General features: G+C 63.6%; 13 protein-coding genes. 8 read left to right on the top strand and 5 right to left on the bottom strand.

The window, feature by feature from the left end:
- Positions 1-822: a twin-arginine translocase subunit TatC gene (tatC, locus tag ACZ1G8_RS02850; RefSeq protein WP_472680312.1), complete on the top strand. Its 822-nt coding sequence runs from the start codon at positions 1-3 to the stop codon at positions 820-822.
- Here tatC and ACZ1G8_RS02845 read toward each other — a convergent pair.
- Positions 807-2,456, bottom strand: a complete 1,650-nt coding sequence (locus ACZ1G8_RS02845) for an amidohydrolase (protein WP_472680311.1) — start codon at positions 2,454-2,456, stop codon at positions 807-809. The two genes, tatC and ACZ1G8_RS02845, sit on opposite strands and share 16 nt — an antisense overlap.
- Positions 2,457-2,566: 110 nt before the next feature.
- Between ACZ1G8_RS02845 and ACZ1G8_RS02840 the strand changes: the two genes are divergently transcribed.
- From ACZ1G8_RS02840 to ACZ1G8_RS02825, 4 genes are all read left to right on the top strand, one after another.
- Positions 2,567-3,820, top strand: coding sequence for a threonine ammonia-lyase (locus ACZ1G8_RS02840; RefSeq protein WP_472680310.1), 1,254 nt, complete (start codon positions 2,567-2,569; stop codon positions 3,818-3,820).
- Positions 3,821-3,970: 150 nt separating this feature from the next.
- The gene (locus ACZ1G8_RS02835) at positions 3,971-4,813 is read left to right on the top strand and encodes an arginyltransferase (protein WP_472680309.1); all 843 of its coding nucleotides are present in this window, start codon (positions 3,971-3,973) and stop codon (positions 4,811-4,813) included.
- Between the two features lie 43 nt (positions 4,814-4,856).
- Positions 4,857-6,944 carry an autotransporter assembly complex protein TamA gene (locus tag ACZ1G8_RS02830; RefSeq protein WP_472680308.1) on the top strand — a complete coding sequence of 696 codons (2,088 nt, stop codon included), beginning with the start codon at positions 4,857-4,859 and terminating at the stop codon, positions 6,942-6,944.
- Positions 6,944-11,137, top strand: coding sequence for a translocation/assembly module TamB domain-containing protein (locus ACZ1G8_RS02825; RefSeq protein ID WP_472680307.1), 4,194 nt, complete (start codon positions 6,944-6,946; stop codon positions 11,135-11,137). Before ACZ1G8_RS02830 ends, ACZ1G8_RS02825 begins: the two co-directional genes overlap by 1 nt.
- Before the next feature lie 6 nt (positions 11,138-11,143).
- Here ACZ1G8_RS02825 and ACZ1G8_RS02820 read toward each other — a convergent pair whose 3' ends face one another.
- The 3 genes from ACZ1G8_RS02820 to ACZ1G8_RS02810 form a co-directional block, all read right to left on the bottom strand.
- Positions 11,144-11,716 (bottom strand): fasciclin domain-containing protein, encoded by a 573-nt coding sequence (locus tag ACZ1G8_RS02820; RefSeq protein WP_472680306.1) that lies wholly within the window; start codon positions 11,714-11,716, stop codon positions 11,144-11,146.
- 14 nt (positions 11,717-11,730) lie between these two features.
- Positions 11,731-12,759, bottom strand: coding sequence for a hypothetical protein (locus ACZ1G8_RS02815; RefSeq protein WP_472680305.1), 1,029 nt, complete (start codon positions 12,757-12,759; stop codon positions 11,731-11,733).
- 85 nt (positions 12,760-12,844) lie between these two features.
- Positions 12,845-13,438 (bottom strand): lysozyme, encoded by a 594-nt coding sequence (locus tag ACZ1G8_RS02810; protein WP_472680304.1) that lies wholly within the window; start codon positions 13,436-13,438, stop codon positions 12,845-12,847.
- 250 nt (positions 13,439-13,688) lie between these two features.
- On the opposite strand from ACZ1G8_RS02810, the gene ACZ1G8_RS02805 reads away from it, so the two are divergent.
- Positions 13,689-14,309, top strand: a complete 621-nt coding sequence (locus ACZ1G8_RS02805) for a hypothetical protein (protein ID WP_472680303.1) — start codon at positions 13,689-13,691, stop codon at positions 14,307-14,309.
- Here the strand turns inward: ACZ1G8_RS02805 and ACZ1G8_RS02800 are convergent.
- Entirely contained in the window at positions 14,300-15,304 is a 1,005-nt protein-coding gene (locus ACZ1G8_RS02800) for a PilZ domain-containing protein (RefSeq protein WP_472680302.1), read from the bottom strand. The genes ACZ1G8_RS02805 and ACZ1G8_RS02800 overlap by 10 nt on opposite strands.
- Positions 15,305-15,484: 180 nt before the next feature.
- Here ACZ1G8_RS02800 and ACZ1G8_RS02795 point away from each other — a divergent pair, with 180 nt between their 5' ends.
- Positions 15,485-15,691 (top strand): helix-turn-helix transcriptional regulator, encoded by a 207-nt coding sequence (locus tag ACZ1G8_RS02795; RefSeq protein WP_222442854.1) that lies wholly within the window; start codon positions 15,485-15,487, stop codon positions 15,689-15,691.
- Positions 15,688-16,344: a hypothetical protein gene (locus ACZ1G8_RS02790; protein ID WP_472680301.1), complete on the top strand. Its 657-nt coding sequence runs from the start codon at positions 15,688-15,690 to the stop codon at positions 16,342-16,344. The genes ACZ1G8_RS02795 and ACZ1G8_RS02790 overlap by 4 nt, the downstream gene beginning before the upstream one ends.
- The last annotated feature ends 14 nt before the right edge of the window (positions 16,345-16,358 follow it).

The raw sequence follows: 16,358 nt of genomic DNA, 5'->3' as shown, positions 1-16,358 counted from the left end.
ATGGCGTTCGAGGTCAAGGATATCGACGAGACCCAGGCGCCGCTGCTCGACCACCTGATCGAACTGCGCATGCGCCTCGTGCGCTGCGTAGCGGCGCTGGTGGTGGCGTTCCTCGGTTGCCTCTATTTTGCGGACCAGATCCTCGGCTTCCTGATCCAGCCGCTGAAGGGCGCGTTCGCCGATGGCGAGGGCCAGCTGATCTTCACCAAGCTCTACGAGGTCTTCTTCGTCGAGCTGAAAGTCGCGCTTTTCGCAGGCTTCTGCATCGCTTTTCCCTATATTGCCAACCAGCTCTGGGCATTCGTCGCCCCGGGACTTTATGCGAAGGAAAAGAAGGCTTTCCTGCCATTCCTGCTCGCCACGCCCTTCCTTTTCGCAAGCGGCGCTGCGCTGGCATATTACATCGTCATGCCGACCGCATTCGAGTGGTTCCTCGGTTTCGAGGGAAGTGCGGGCGGCCTCCAGATCGAGGCGCTGCCCACGGCGAACGAGTATCTCGGCCTCGTGATGCAGTTCATCCTCGCCTTCGGGATGAGCTTCCTTCTTCCGGTCCTGCTGCTGCTGCTGCACCGCGCAGGGATCGTGACGCGCGAGCAGCTCGTCGGCGCGCGCCGCTATGTCATCGTGCTGGTGGTAGCGCTCGCCGCGATCATCACGCCGCCCGATCCCGGCTCGCAGCTGCTGCTGGCGGTCCCGCTTCTACTGCTATTCGAAGGATCGCTGCTGCTAATGCGCGTGTTCGACAAGCGCGACGCGAAGGCGAAGGCGAAGGAGAAGGGCGAGGTCGAGACCCCGCCCGATGCCGATCAGTCGGCCTCGTAGACCTTCCGCCCGCCGACCCAGGTTTCCAGCACTTTCGTGTTCCGGATCTGGTCGGGCGTGTCGACCAGCGGATCGACGTCGACCAGCACGAAATCCGCACGCTCTCCGGGGAGTAGGCGTCCGAAGCGGCCTTCGGCAAAGCCCGCAAAGGCGGCTTCTGAGGTGAAGCCGGCGAGCGCCTGCTCGCGGCTCACGCTTTCGCCCGGACGCCAGCCGCCGAAGGGTTCGCCCTCGGCATTGGCGCGGGTGATGGCGACCGCGAGGCCGGCAAAGGGGTTGGCCGATTCCACCGGTGCGTCGGAGCCGAAGGCGAGCCTTCCGCCGAGCTTGAGGATCGTGTTCCAGGCATAGGCGCCGTCGAGACGGTCCGGGCCAAGGCGTGCCTCCGCCATGAACATGTCGCTCGTCTGGTGGACGGGTTGCATGCTCGAGATGATGCCGTGCTCGGCCAGTTTCGGCAGGTCCGCAGGATCGACGATCTGGACGTGCTCGATGCGCCAGCGCCGGTCGCCGTCGAAGCTCTCGGCGATCTCCGAAATGGCATTGAGCGCCTCGGCATTGGCTGCCGTTCCGATCGCGTGGACGGCGGGCTGGAAATTGCCCTGTGCTGCGCGCACCAGGATATTGCGGAGCGCGGCAGGCGGCGTCAGCGGCAGACCGGTGTTGTGCGGATCGTCGGCATAGGGTTCTTTCAGCCATGCACCGCGACTGCCCAGCGCGCCGTCGAGGTAGAGCTTGATCCCGTTGAGGCGCAGCTTGTCGTCGTAGAGCCAGGGCGAGGGGCCGCTCCCGCCGATCAAGACCATCTGCTCGGGTCCGGCGGCATAGGCCATGATGCGCAGCGTGAGCGAGCCGTTGTCGCCGGCGCGGCGAAAGGCCTGCCAGTCCTCGATCGTCGTGCCCATGTCGGCCATTGCGGTGATGCCCTGCGCGTGAAGGACTTTCTGCGCTTCGGCGAGTGCGAGATCCCGCTCGACCGGGCGCGGGGCCGGAATGGCCTTGGTCATCAGCTCTTCTGCAGCGTCGACGAATACGCCCGAGGGCTTCTTGCCGTCCGCTAGGGTTTCGATCCGTCCGCCGCTGGGCGAGACGCTCTTTGCCGTAACGCCCGCAGCCTTCATCGCGAGCGAATTGGCCCAACCGGCATGGCCGTCGACGCGGGCGAGATAGACGGGGCGGTCGGACACCACGCTGTCGAGTTCGGCAGCGGTGGGAAAGCGGCCAAGGCCCCATTTCTCCTGGTTCCAGCCGCGTCCGAGGATCCACGGGCGGGCCTCATTCTCTTCGGCGAAGACACGGATCGCCTCGAGCGCTTCCTCCAGCGAGTTGGTGCCCGAAAGATCTAGCGTCAGCGCACCGAAGCCGATGCCGCTTACATGACCGTGCGCATCGATGAAGCCAGGCAGCATGACGCGGCCTTCGCCGTCCTCGCGGTAGTCGGTCCGAGGTGCTTCCTCGCCCCGCTCGAGAAGCTGCGCGACCTTGCCGTCATCGTCGATCACCAATGCGCCGAAACGTTTCACCTCGCCGTTCTCGTCGATCGTGATCCCCGACACGTTGTCGACCAGCACATCGGCCTGTGCGGGCATGGCGACAGCGCTGGCGAGAAGGGCGGCAGCAAGTTTCAGCTTCATTGAGAGACCCCGGTTTCTGTATCTGTGGCGCCAGCGATAAGGCATAGCTTGGCGTAGGCAAACCCTTTCGAAGATTGCGTCCTTTGCACGTGCGCCGTAGGGGCGAAGCCATGACACAGGCATCATCCCTTCGCGCCGAGCAGAGCGCGACCGAGCTTCTGACCCTCGACGATGTGCGCGCCGCTGCGCAGCGCATCGAAGGCGCGGTGGTCAAGACGCCGATGATGCACTCGATCACTCTTTCCGAAATTACCGGCGCCGACATCTGGCTGAAGTTCGAGAACCTGCAGTTTACTGCGGCCTACAAGGAACGCGGCGCATTGAATGCGCTGCTGCAGTTGACTGAAGAACAGATGGCCAAGGGTGTCATCGCGGCCTCGGCGGGCAACCATTCGCAGGGCCTGTCCTATCACGGACGCCGCCTTGGGGTGCCTGTCACGATCGTGATGCCCTCGACCACGCCCAGCGTGAAAGTGATGCAGACCGAGAGCGTGGGCGGCAATGTCGTGCTGTTCGGCGAGACTTTCGACGAGGCCTATGCCCATGCACGCGAGCTTGAGGCCGAGCGCGGGCTGACTTTCGTCCACCCCTTCGACGATCCGCAAGTCGCAGCGGGGCAGGGGACCGTGGCTCTTGAAATGCTCGAACTGAAGGACGACTTCGACTGCCTCGTCGTGCCGATCGGCGGCGGCGGGTTGATGAGCGGCATGGCAACGGTTGCCAAGGCGCTTCATCCGGACATCCAGATGGTCGGCGTGCAGGCGGAGCTCTATCCCTCGATGTACTCTGCCGTGACCGGCGACGAACGCCCCTGCGGCGGCGATACTCTGGCCGAGGGCATCGCGGTGAAGGAGCCGGGCGCCTTTACCCGGCAGATCATCCGTGAGCTGGTCGACGAAGTCCTTCTGGTCAGCGAGCCCAAGCTCGAACGCGCCGTCTCGCTGTTGCTCCAGATCGAGAAGACGGTGGTCGAGGGCGCGGGTGCAGCTGGTCTTGCCGCAGTGCTGTCCAATCCGGAGAAGTTTGCCGGCAAGAAGGTGGGGCTGGTGCTTTGTGGCGGCAATATCGACACGCGCCTGCTCGCCAATGTCCTTGTGCGCGACCTCGCCCGTTCGGGCCGTCTCGCGCGCCTTCGCATCACGCTACAGGACCGCCCGGGCGCGCTTTACAAGGTGATGCGCGAGTTCAATGCGCACAACGTCAACATCATCGAGATCTACCACCAGCGCATCTTCACCACGCTTCCAGCGAAGGGCCTGATTACCGAAATCGAGTGCGAGGCACGCGATGGCGCGCAGATCGACCGGCTGGTGAAGGAGCTGGAAGGCAAGGGCTACAGCGTGGAATTGGCCGAACTCGCCTGAGGAATCTTAATCGCGAAACTCCCGGAAAGCGGGCGACTCGTCGGGTCGTCCGCTTTTTCGTGGTTAATTGTCTTTAAACCCGGACCCGGGTTATGCATAAAGGAGTTGTTAACGAATTAGAGAACGTTGCTCAGAGAGGACCTGCCAGCCGTGACGGCACCCATTCGCTTCCCCCGGTTTTTCGTGACCAGCCCTGCGCCGTGTCCGTACCTGCCGGGCCGCAGCGAGCGGAAGGTCTTCACCGAACTGCGCGGCGAAAATGCGGATGAGTTGAACGAAGCGCTGGGCCGGATCGGTTTCCGTCGCAGCCAGACCGTCGCTTACCGTCCTTCCTGCCTCGACTGTCAGGCCTGCGTGTCGGTTCGCGTCGTGGCGGGTGAATTCAAGCCCTCGTCCAGCCAGAAGCGCACGATCAAGGCGAACTGCGATCTCGTCGTGTCGGAATGCCGTCCGTGGGCCACGGATGAGCAATATGAGCTGCTTCGTCGCTATCTTGCCGCACGTCACCCCGGTGGCGGCATGGCGGAGATGGACGAAAGCGATTTCGCCGATATGGTGGAACACACTCCGGTATCGAGCTTTTTGGTTGAATATCGGGAACCGGGAGTAGGATCCGAACCGGGCCGTCTGGTCGGGGCCTGTCTCACGGACGTTCAGGGTGACGGGCTGTCGATGATCTACAGCTTCTATGACCCCGAAATTGAGGATCGCGCCGGGCTTGGGAATTTCATCATCCTCGACCACATCCGCCGTGCGGCGGAAAACGGGCTGCCCTATGTCTACCTCGGCTACTGGGTCGAAGGTTCTGAGCGGATGCAATACAAGGTCCGCTATCGCCCGCTCGAGCGGCTCAGCCGTAGCGGATGGGAGCGCATGCCCGAAGCCGAACAGAAGCGCCACATCGAAACCGCAACCGCGGCAAGGAAAGGGCGCGTCGGTGATTCTCTGCCGGCCAAGGACGGCAACCAGCTTGAATACAAGCTCGCCGAATAGGCATTTTCGCCAATCGCTGTTGCTCTGCGTTGCGGCCCTGGCTGTGGCCAGCGCGCCGCTTGCTGCGCAGGACAGCGAAGCACCTCCTGCACTCGAAGACCTCATTCCCGATAGCGCAGTCGAGAATCCCGAAGACTGGGCAGGGCAGGGCACCGAGGGCGAAGAGGCGTCGGACAATAGTGACGTGCCCGATCCGGACACGCCGATCGAGCTCCCGGAAGGCAACGATTTGCCGTGGCCGAGCGACATCGAGATCGATGACGTCGAGGCGCTAGAAGCCGACGAAGAGATCGAGTTTGCCGATCTCGACCTGGGCCGTGCGCAGCTCGATCTGGAGGAAGCGGAGACCGTTCGTATCGACGATAATCTCCTACTCGGGTTCCCGCAGACCGAACCCCCGTTCTCCGAACGCGGCGATTTCCTGCTGCGTTACGAAGCGCTCTCGACGATCGAGAACCTGCAGGACGAGGATGCGAGCATCGCCCAGCTCGCGGCTCGCGCCCGCGAGGACGAGGAATTGCTGGGCAACTTGCTTCGCGTCTATGGCTATTATGACGGCCAGGTGATCCGCACTATTGGCTCGCTGCAGCCGGGCGATGAAACTGCGAGCGAGGCGCCTACGGTGCGTTTCGATGTCATTCCCGGCAATCGCTACCGCTTCGGCGCGATCGACCTGGGCAATCTCGATCAGGCGCCAGATTACGAGGATCTGCGCGCATCTTTCGGAATAACTTCGGGCGACTTCCTGCAGAGCGACACGATCGTACAGGAACAGTTCGCGCTCGACCGCAGGTTGGGCGAAACGGGATACGCCTTTGCCGAGATCAACGAGCCGCGCCTTCTGATCGACCACGAACGCGAGGAAGGCGATCTCACGCTCGAGGTCGAACCGGGCGGCAAGTATGTTTTCGGGGAAGTTGTCAGCAACGATCCCGACTTTCTCTCGGGCAATCACCTCGGCACCATAGCGCGCTTCGAGCCCGGCGAAACCTATAAGCGCAGTCTCTCCATGGACCTGCGCAGGGCCGTGACGGCCACTGGCCTCGTTTCCTCGGTCAGTGTCACGCCGCGCGAAGTCACTCCACCGCAGGGCGACCAGCCGGGTGTGGTCGACATGGATGTCGAGCTCGAGCGGGCGAAGCTGCGCACCATCTCGGGCGCAATCGGCTACGGCTCCGAAGAGGGTATCCGCGTCCAGGCGAGCTGGGAGCATCGTAATCTGTTCCCGCCCGAAGGCCTGCTGAGGGTGCGCGGCATCATCGGGACGCGCGAGCAACTCGCCGGCGTCACCTTCCGCAAGAACAATTTCACAGGCCGCGACCGGGTTCTCACGATCGACACCTATGCGCGCACGCTCGACACAGAGGCGTACGATGCGAACACGGTTGCCGTGACGGGCACCTTCGAGAAGCTGTCGACCCTGTTGTTCCAGAAGCCTTTCAGCTGGGCGGGCGGCGTCGAAGTGCTCGCTACCGACGAACGCAATAGGGTCATTGGCGGCATTCCGCGTCCCCGCCAGACCTATTTCATCGGCTCGGTCTTCGGACGCGCGAGCATCGACTCAACCGACTCTCTGCTCGATCCCAGTAACGGATTCAGGCTCAGCGCATTCGTGGCGCCGGAGATTTCGCGCACCGCCGGCCGCAACTTCAATTATGTCCGCTTCCAGGGCGACGGCAGCTATTACCTGCCTGCGTCCGACAATATTGTCCTCGCGGCGCGTGCGAGGTTCGCCACCATCCAGGGTGCCGAACTCGGGGGTATTGCTCCCTCGCGGAGGCTCTACGCCGGTGGCGGCGGTTCGGTGCGCGGCTACGGATTCGAAGCGATCGGTCCGAAGAACGACTTCCTCGAGCCGACCGGCGGTCGCAGTCTCGTGGAGGGTTCGCTCGAAGCACGGATCGGCACGCCATTCTTCGACGGTGCCGTCTCGGTGGTACCCTTCTTCGATGTGGGAGCGGTCTCGATCGAGCCCTGGCCGGACTTCCGCTTCGTCAAATACGGCGCGGGCGTGGGCCTGCGCTACAATACTGGCTTCGGACCCATCCGCGTGGATGTCGGCGTGCCGTTAAATCCTGATGAAAACGATGCGCCGGTGGCGGTCTACGTATCGCTGGGGCAGGCTTTCTGATGGCGGAAGAGGCCGAAGTGAGCGAGGCTCCGCGCCGTGGGCGCAAGCGCCGGATCGGCAAGTGGACGCTCGGGATACTGGGCGGGCTGCTGCTGCTGATCGTCGGGGCAGCGGCATTGCTCAATACGCCGATTGGAGAGCGCTATCTCGCCGACCGCATCGCGCGCGAAACTTTTCCCAACGGCCTCAATATCCGGATCGGCCGGATCGAGGGCAATATCTACGGTGAGGCTGTCCTCCATGACGTTGCCCTATCGGACCCGGAGGGCGTCTTCCTGATGATCCCGCGCGCCGAGGTCGACTGGAACCCGCGCGCATGGCTGTCCAACCGGCTCGAGATCGATAGCTTTGCCGCGCGCCGCGCCACGCTATCGCGCATTCCCGAATTCCTCCCGAGCGAGGAAGATGGCCCAATCCTTCCGGGCTTCGATATCTCGATAGACCGGCTGGAGATCGATGCCCTCACGCTGGCGCCGGGGATCGCGGGCGATGAGGCGCAGCAGGCCGACCTGCTCGCGGAAGTCCAGGTCGAAGATCGGCGTCTGCTCGTCGATGCCGATGCGAGCCTCGGGGATGAAGACCGTCTCGTGCTGAGGCTGGATGCAGAGCCCGACGGCGACCACTTCGACCTTTTTGCAGACTTGCGTGCGGCAGCCGACGGCGCCCTGGCGGGGATGCTAGGTCTCGATCGCTCTTACGAAGCAATCCTCGAAGGCGATGGCACGTGGACTGATTGGAAGGGCGGCCTGCTCGTGCGCTCCGAAGATGATCGGATTGCCGCGCTCAGGATCACCAACCGGGCTGGACAGTTCGGGCTCCTCGGCAAGCTCGACCCGAGCGATTTCCTTTCCGGCACACTGGCGCGCGTGGCGGGGAATGATGTTTCACTATCTTCGCGCATGGCGATCGACGACCGTGCGTTCGACGGCACGATCACGATGATTGGACGGGGCGTCAGGCTCGATGGCGAGGGCCTTGTCGATCTTGCGCAGAACCGTGTGGGCAATCTTGAACTGACCGGCCGGCTTCGCGATCCGGAGGTCTTCGGCCCCGATATCCGGCTCGAGAACACCAGTTTCCAAGCCACTATCGACGGCGCGTTCGACGATCTTGCCATCGTTCATGACCTCCGGGTCGGAAACCTCGAGCTTGGCGGTGCGGATGTGTCTCGCCTGCGCCAGCGCGGCACGCTTTCCTACGACGGAGCACAGTGGCGACTTCCGCTGGCGCTTTCGGTCGAACGGGTCAACACTGGCAATGCGCTGGTCGATGCGCGGCTGGTCAATGGTGACGGCCGCGGCCGCCTAACGCTTTCGGGAAGCCGTCTCTCGGGCGAGGACATCCGCGTCTCGTTCCGCGGTCTCGCTGCCAATTTGGCTCTGCGCGGGGATCTCGATGCTGGGCGATACCAGATCCGCGGTCCGGTCCGTGCGAACGGCGTTCCACTTGAGAATGTCGGACAGGCAGGCGGCACGGCGCTCATTGATTTCGATCTATTGCCGAACGGCTGGCAGGTCGCGGCAGAAATCGACGGACGTATCGCGCCGGTGACCAACGCAACGCTGGAAAACCTGGCCGGGCCTGCCATCCGCGTGCGCGGCGGGATTGCCACGCGCAGCGGTGCCGCGATCGACTTCGATGCATTGCGCATCACGGCAGACAAGCTCGAAGTCGCTCTCGACGGAGCGATCGAGGGAAGCACAACGCAGCTTGCCGGCACGGGCACGCACACCCAATATGGCGATTTCACGGTGGAAGGCAGCATCGAGGACGGCGCGCCGACCGCACAGCTGGTCTTTGCGCGCCCGTTCACGGGTCTCGAAAATGTGAGCGTCGCGATCGCGCCGAGCGAAGAGGGCTTCGCGATCGATGCCGAGGGTGATTCCACGCTTGGCCCCTTCGAGGGGGCACTCGCGCTCTTCTCTCCGGAAGACGGTCCGACGCGGATCGATGTCGAGCGGCTCACCGTTTCCGATACCGAGGTGGCCGGTGCCCTTACGCTGGTTGAAGGGGGCGCGAGGGGCGACCTAAGGCTGACCGGGGGCGGCCTGAGCGGCACAATCGGGCTGGCTCCGCGCGACGGGGCACAGGGTCTCGACATCGACCTCGCCGCGCGCAACGCCAGTTTCGGAGGTGACACACCGCTCCAGATCGGTCGAGGGCAGGTCGAGGCGCAGGGCGTGATAGGCGGCGGTACGACGAGTTTCTCTGGGAACGCGACGGCGCAAGGCCTGCAGTACGGCACGCTGTTTATCGGTCGTCTCGCTGCGCGGGGCGAGGTCGAAGACGGCAGGGGTAGCGTCGATGCCAGTATCGCAGGGCGGCGCGGCAACCGCTTCGCGCTCGATCTCAACGCACAATTCCAGCCGCAGCGGATTGCCGTGGCGGCGCAAGGGCAATTTGCCGGACGCGATATTTCCATGCCGCGCCGTGCGGTCCTTGCTGCGCGACAAGAAGGCGGCTGGCGTCTCGCGCCGACCCAGCTCAACTATGGCGACGGAGCCGCAATCGCCTCGGGCATTTTCGCGCCCGACGAAACGGCTTTGGAACTGAAGCTTGCCAGCATGCCTCTTTCGCTTGCGGATATCGCGGTCAACGATATCGGCCTTGGCGGTACGATTTCGGGCGTGGTGGATTTCAGCAGCCCGCGGGGCGGATTGCCGGCGGGGACCGCGCGCGTAAAAGTGGACGATCTCACCCGCTCGGGTCTCGTCATTTCTTCAAAGCCGGTCGATCTCTCCCTGCTGGTGAATCTTGACCCGCAGCGCCTCGAAGCGCGCGCAGTGCTCGCGAACGAGGATATCAGGCGCGGCCGCATCCAGGCGCTTATCACCGACCTGCCGGCGAGCGGAGACCTGACCCAGCGCTTGCGCGCGGGCCGTCTCGACGGGCAATTGCGCTATCAGGGCGCTGCCGAGAGCCTGTGGCGCCTTGCAGCCGTGGAGGCCTTCGATCTCACCGGGCAGGTGGCGATTGCCGCCAATGCCAGCGGCTCGCTAGCTACGCCCCGGGTGCGCGGAACCGTCTCGAGCGATGATCTGCGCGTGAGGAGCTCTCTTTCGGGCACCGATATTCGTGATGTGAGCGTGCGCGGGCGGTTTGCCGGCTCGCGTCTCCAGCTGACCCGTTTCGCCGGCTCTACCGCGAATGGAGGCACGGTGACCGGGAGCGGTATCGTCGACCTCGAAGGCCTCGGCGAACGTGTCCAGGGCCGGTTGCTCGAGATCCGCGGTCCGACTCTGGACTTGCGCGTTGCGGCGACAAATGCGCGCCTGCTCGAGGCTGCAGGTATCAGCGCGACAATCACCGGGCCACTCAGGATTGTCTCGAACGGCCTCGGCGGGACAATCGCGGGCCGTGTGCGCATCAACCGTGCGAGTTGGGAACTCGGGACCGCCGCCGAGGATATGCGCCTGCCGGTGATCGCAACCCAGGAGATCAACGCGCCCGCCGACCGCGCGCCGCGCGTCGCGCCGGGCCGCCCTTGGCGCTACCTGATCGATGCACGCGGGCGCAGCAGGATCGATGTCGACGGCATGGGCCTCGACAGCGAATGGGGCGCCGACATCATCCTTCGCGGGACGACTGACGATCCGCGCATCGGCGGCAGCGCCGAGGTCGTCCGTGGCGATTACACCTTTGCGGGCACGCGCTTCGAACTGACGCGCGGCGAGATCGCTTTCGACGAGAACCTTCCGATCGATCCGCGCCTCGATATCCGTGCCGAGACCGAGCGTGACGGGACCGACGTGATCGTCACCGTGACCGGCAGCGCGCAGCAGCCAGAGGTCGCCTTCTCCTCCGATCCGGCTCTGCCCGAGGAGGAGATCCTTGCGCGGCTGCTCTTCGGAGGCTCGATCACGACGCTTTCCGCGACCGATGCGCTCCAGCTCGGCGCAGCGGTCGCAAGCCTGCGCGGTGGCGGCGGGATGGACCCGATCAACCAGCTGCGCAGCGCCATCGGCCTCGACCGGCTGCGGATCGTCTCGGCCGATCCCGCACTCGACCGCCAGACCGGTGTTGCGCTGGGCAAGAACTTCGGGCGTCGCTTCTATGTCGAGCTTATCACCGACGGGCGAGGCTACAGCGCGACCGAGCTCGAGTTCCGCATCACCAGTTGGCTGTCGCTGCTGGCAAGCGTTTCGACGGTCGGTCGCGAGAGCGTGGTCGCGGAAATCAGCCGCGACTACTAGGTCGCCCTAGCTTGCCCCTCCGGGCAGCAGGACTGTGTCGATCGGAATTATCACGCCATTGGTCGCAGCCGTTGCGCTGCCGGTGAAGCGAGCTTCTTCACCCGCGCTATTGGTCGCAATGATCGTGTCGCCGTCCTTGGAGAAGGTGATTTCGACGCCACCGAAGCTCGTCATCTTCACTTCGCCGCCCTGGTTTTCGATCGCGTCGGCGATGTTTTCGGGAGTGAGGTGGCCCGGCAGTATGTGATCGCGAAGGACACCGGCTAGCACCGGCCCCTGTTCCTCCGTCATCAGTGCCTGTCCCTGTTCACCCAGCGCTGCGAAAGCGTCGTCGATGGGGGCAAGCAGCGTGTAGCTGCCCGGACCCTCGAAAATTGAGGTGATCTGCGCGTTCGAGACCGCGCCGTTGAGGCTTGCTAGGTCGGGCTTGCCGCCCAGTGCCGCGGCCATGGTAAGCGAGGTTTCCTCCTGCGTTTCGGAGGTCGCTTCCCCGGGCTGCGTATCGCTGCATGCCGGAAGGAGTGCGAGCCCCGCGATTGCTCCGGCCAGCACGAAGGGTTTGGCGAACGTGTTCGTCATCGTTTCTCTCCGGATCAGATCAGCAGGTCGATTGCAGCGGCAACCAGGCGTGTTTCGGGGTCGATCTGGTAAACGTAGCCGTCCGAATATCGGTACATGTATTCGGGGCTGTCGTAATACCGGTCGCGGTAGCCATAGGGTACGTTGTAGACATCGTAGCCTGAAGGCATCGGCTGGCCGACAGTGAACTCGTCACCGGTAATCAGCGCGGCAATCGAGGTGATCGCGGCGTCTTCGGGATTTACGCGGTAGATGACGTTGTCGGCATAGCGATAGCGATCGCGCCCGCCGAGATTGTAGTAGTCGACGTAATAGCGAGGCACTTCGTAGCTGCGATAGCCGCTGGGCCAGACGTTGCCGATGCCCAGCGCACCTGCCAGCAGCGGGACCCAACCCGAAATACCGCTGTCGCCGTAGCGCACGAGGTAGCCGTCGTTGTAGTAATAGTCGCCTCGGCGATAGTTCGAGAGGCCGAACAGCGAGGGGCGGTAACGATCCCCGAACAAGGTGCGTTCGTAGCGATCGCGGACCTGCCCCGGCGGATTGCAGCCATTGCGCTTCTTGGCGAGACCCGGCGGGCAACCGTCGATCAGGCCGCGCGAGCGATCCTCAGCCAACCAGCCATAGTCGCGGATTTCGCGGATGATGCGCGGGTCGTCACGATCCTCGTAGCGAATACGCCCATCGCCCCGATTCTCGTTACGGTCGGCGCCGCGGTCGCGATAGTCCTCGATCCGATCGGCGCGATTGTCGCGATAATCCTCGCGGCGGTCTTCAATCCGGTCACGGCGATCTTCCCTGCGATCGGAAGAGCGGTCACGTCGGTCTTCCATCCGGTCCGCCCGGCGGTCCTGCCGTTCTTCGCGGCGTTCGGCACGGCGTTCCTGCCGGTCATTGCCGCCGCGATTGTCGCGTTCGTTTCCGTTGCCTTGGGCTGCAGCGACCTTGTTGCCGCCGTTGCCCTTGCCATTGCCATTGCCTTGCGCGACAGCTCCGCTCGCTGCGAGGGCGAGCGCTGCCGCTCCAGCCATCAATATACGCATTTTCAAGCTCCTTTGCCCCTCGAAACGGCGCGGACCGTCGGCGGGTTCCGAAAGAACCGGATTACCTGCCACGGTTCGTCGTATCTCAGGAGCGGTACAGGGCTACCTCTGCGCTGCGACGTCGCACCAACCCCCTCAGGACCCGGCCGCCTGCATGTTTCCATTTCGCGAATTCGCGAGCGGCGCCCTCATGGTCTCCGGCGACATGCTTGCGTGTCAGCGTGGCCCGGCCGATCGCCCCGGTGTTGAAGTGGAAGCAGACGAGCGCAGCGAACTGGCCCTCGGTGGTGGGCGCACTCCCGATCGCCTCGCGTACTTCCGCAGCGTGGCGCGCCACATCGTGCAGGAGCCGCGCGTCGCACTGCTCCTGCGTCCACACGGTGTCCGGGGTCACGTCGGCACCGGTAGCGCCCCAGCCGATCGTCCATGGCGCGCCGCCCGTGCCGGGATCGGGATAGGCTTCGACCATCCCGTCTGGGCGCAGCCTCGCGCAGCCCTCAAAGCTCTTGATGAGTTGGAAACCTGCTTCGCTGACCCCACAGGATGGAACGGATGGAACACGGTCCTGCGCAGAACCTTCCGCGGCATCGATGGCGCGGTCGAGCACCTCGACTTCGGATTGGCTGAAACCTCGCCCGAGAAGGCGGCGGACGGTATCGAACAGGGGCTTGCGTGACATGGATTGTACCTCCTTGTGAAAGAGGTGCGGGAATTAGGCAGAAAAGCGGGGAGTAGGAAAATGCCCGTGACGAGCGATACTGTCATTCTCGTCCGGTCCGGGTAAACCGGTGTCGATGCTGTTTTCTTCCAAGCCACCGATATCGCGTGAAGAATTCGACTGGTTGCTCGCTTGTTTCGCATGGCTGCGGACTATGCTCGGTGACCGCCACACGGCTCCCGGGTTGATCGGACCTTCGCATCCACAACTGTTGGAAGCGCGGACCGGCCCGCAGCTTTTCGAAGCGGTCAGGGGCCTCATGCGCATGCAGGACTGGCCCTGCGAGCTCGAGATGGTGGCCGATGATCCGGCACATGAACCCGACGGAACTTTTCTCGAAGGGACGGGCGCATGCGGAACCTGCTCGGTCGTCGATGGGGTCGCAACGATCCGCTACAGCTCGCAGATGCTTGCCAATCCCGACGCACTGGCAGGCACCTTTGCACATGAGCTGTGCCATTTCCTCTTGTGGGAAGCCGGCGATCCTCCGGGTGGCCCGGACCTGATGGAGCACTCGACCGATTGTGCGGCTGCATATCTGGGCTTCGGCGTGTTACTGGCGAATTCGGCCCGGACCTTCGCCAAGTGGCAGGACGACCTCTACGGATACTGGCAGTCGTCGACGGCCGGATACCTTTCGGAGCAATCGCTGGTGACGGCAACTGCGGCATCCGCAGCGCTACACGGTTTCGATCTCGGCCCCGCCGAAACCGGATTGAAGCCCTACCTCAGAAGCGATTTGAGAAAGGCCAGACGCGCGCTGGCCAAGAACCATCCGGATCTGTGGGCCAGTCTCTCGGAGATCGATTTGCTCGAGTACAATTACGCCTGATCGGTTTCGGCCGGCTCGTCCGCCTCGACCGTTTTGCCTTTCGCTTTCCCTTCCGGGTGGAGCGTTGCGTAGAGCTCTTCCAGCGTCAGCGCCTTGTATTCCATGTCGGGGGCATGGTGCGGGTTCTCGACATTGCCGAGGCGCACGCGCAGCAGGTCGTAGTCCGAAGGGCCCGAATCTTCTTCGCTGTCGTCGCCGCGCCTGGCTGCCTGTTCCATTTCCGGAGCGAGCTCCGCGTAGCTTTCGTTGACCAGCAGCGAGACGTCGAATTCGTCGGCAAACTCGATCCCGCATTCCTGGCCGGCGTGCCAGCGGACCATGCCAGCCAGCTCGCCTGCATGACGCAGCGAGAGGATCACGTCGCGGCCGTCCTCGAGATCGAGGTTGCCCGAGAGCGAGACCATGGCGCCCGAGCGCGAGATGTTGCGCAGTCGTGCAGTCGCGTCCTTCTCGCCCAGCTTGAGCTTGCCCACCCACACCAGCTGGTGGCGCTTGGCGACATCGCGGCGTTCGCTTCCGATCGAGAGCTTGGGCGAATAGCTTGCCGTCTCGTGCTCCTTGCGGATCGTCTTCATGATGAAGTCGCGCACGCCTGCTTCGGCGATGATGACGGTTTCTGCGATAAATTCGAGACCGATCCGGCCGTCGCGGACCCAGCGCACCGCAGTGGTGATGGGGGCGCAATTCTCGATCGAGAGCGTTATCTCGTCACCGATGGCGAGATTACGGTCGCTGCCGATCATCACACCGTTGGACGACAGGTTCAGCAGCGAGACGTCGAAGATATCGCCTTCGAGGTCTGCGGTCGCCATCTTGCCCTTGAGGACATGGCGATCCTCGTTGCGCTGGTGGATGGCGCGGGCACCTCGGCGGGGGATGGCAACCGCGCCCAAACCCTTGGCCGAGCGGTCCTGTTTACTGCGCTTCCTCTGGATAATGCGTTCGGCGCGGCGTTCGGCCACGTCCTCCGCGATATCTTTCTTCCAGAAAGTCATTGCAGTAATTCCGCCCCAATACTTGCGAATACATTGCTAGAACCAAGGCCCTAAGAATTCGTATAGCGAATGTTCCCACCCTGATCCGGGCCATTCCGCTGTCGCGACGCTGTAAAGAGCTCTTGACTGTAAAGAGCTCTTGTCAGTAAAGAGCTCTTTACAGGCAGACGGAGTGATTCGGTGAAGAACCGCTTGAGGGAACATCGCGAGGGCAAGGGCTGGAGCCAGGGCGAACTTGCGCGCCGGCTGGGCGTTTCGCGCCAGACCATCAACGCGGTCGAAACCGACAAATACGATCCTTCGCTGCCGCTGGCGCTGCGCATGGCGAAGCTGTTCGCCGTCGACGTGCCGGACTTGTTTATCGACGATTGGGAGCCGACGGAATGATGACGGAAGAAAGCGGCAAGAACGAGCAATCGGTGTGGCGCAAGCTGGCTGTGCCAGTCGTGATTGGCGCCGTGTTCGGCTTCGTCACGATGTTCGGCGTGTCGAAGCTTACCTCGGGCGATTTGCTCGAAGGTCTGTCGACGGCCGCCGAGATGGCTGTTCTCGTGGGAGCATTCTACATCCTGGCAGGCGTGGGTGTCGGTTTCGGCGCGCTTCGCCCCCGGATCGGGGCGAAAATCCTGAATGTGGAGGATGCCGAGGAACTCGAGGAGCAGAAGGGAAAGCTCATCACTTCCTGCATCGCCATGGCGCTCTGGGGCGCAGCCCTGATCGTCATCGCGCTGGGCGGAGAGGGCGGAACGATCGCGGCGCGGCCCGCGTTCATCGGCGGCGTAGTCTTGCTCGTGATCGGGAGCGGCTTTGCGTGGGTCTCATATCGCGCATCCGATGAACTGATGCAGATGCTCAATGCCGAAGCGACGGTGCTTGCCTATTCGCTCACGCTCGGGGTGGTCGGCATCTGGGCGATGGCCGCACATCTCGATCTGGCCCGGGCACAAGAGCCGATCGAGATGCTGACCATGTTCTACGTGATCGCAATGCTGGCGACGTTCATCGCTGCGGGGCGGCGAGGATTGCTGGCCCCGCGCTGATCCCGCCTCCGAAT

The sequence above is a fragment of the Qipengyuania sp. BR81-2 genome, from assembly GCF_055693895.1.
This window is presented reverse-complemented; position numbering and strand designations above follow the sequence as displayed.

Coding starts and splice junctions, on each gene's coding strand:
- ACZ1G8_RS02815 (WP_472680305.1), bottom strand. CDS start 12,759: ATGCGTATATTGATGGCTGGAGCGGCAGCGCTCGCCCTCGCAGCGAGC.
- ACZ1G8_RS02825 (WP_472680307.1), top strand. CDS start 6,944: ATGGCGGAAGAGGCCGAAGTGAGCGAGGCTCCGCGCCGTGGGCGCAAG.
- ACZ1G8_RS02790 (WP_472680301.1), top strand. CDS start 15,688: ATGATGACGGAAGAAAGCGGCAAGAACGAGCAATCGGTGTGGCGCAAG.
- ACZ1G8_RS02810 (WP_472680304.1), bottom strand. CDS start 13,438: ATGTCACGCAAGCCCCTGTTCGATACCGTCCGCCGCCTTCTCGGGCGA.
- ACZ1G8_RS02820 (WP_472680306.1), bottom strand. CDS start 11,716: ATGACGAACACGTTCGCCAAACCCTTCGTGCTGGCCGGAGCAATCGCG.
- ACZ1G8_RS02840 (WP_472680310.1), top strand. CDS start 2,567: ATGACACAGGCATCATCCCTTCGCGCCGAGCAGAGCGCGACCGAGCTT.
- ACZ1G8_RS02800 (WP_472680302.1), bottom strand. CDS start 15,304: ATGACTTTCTGGAAGAAAGATATCGCGGAGGACGTGGCCGAACGCCGC.
- ACZ1G8_RS02845 (WP_472680311.1), bottom strand. CDS start 2,456: ATGAAGCTGAAACTTGCTGCCGCCCTTCTCGCCAGCGCTGTCGCCATG.
- tatC (WP_472680312.1), top strand. CDS start 1: ATGGCGTTCGAGGTCAAGGATATCGACGAGACCCAGGCGCCGCTGCTC.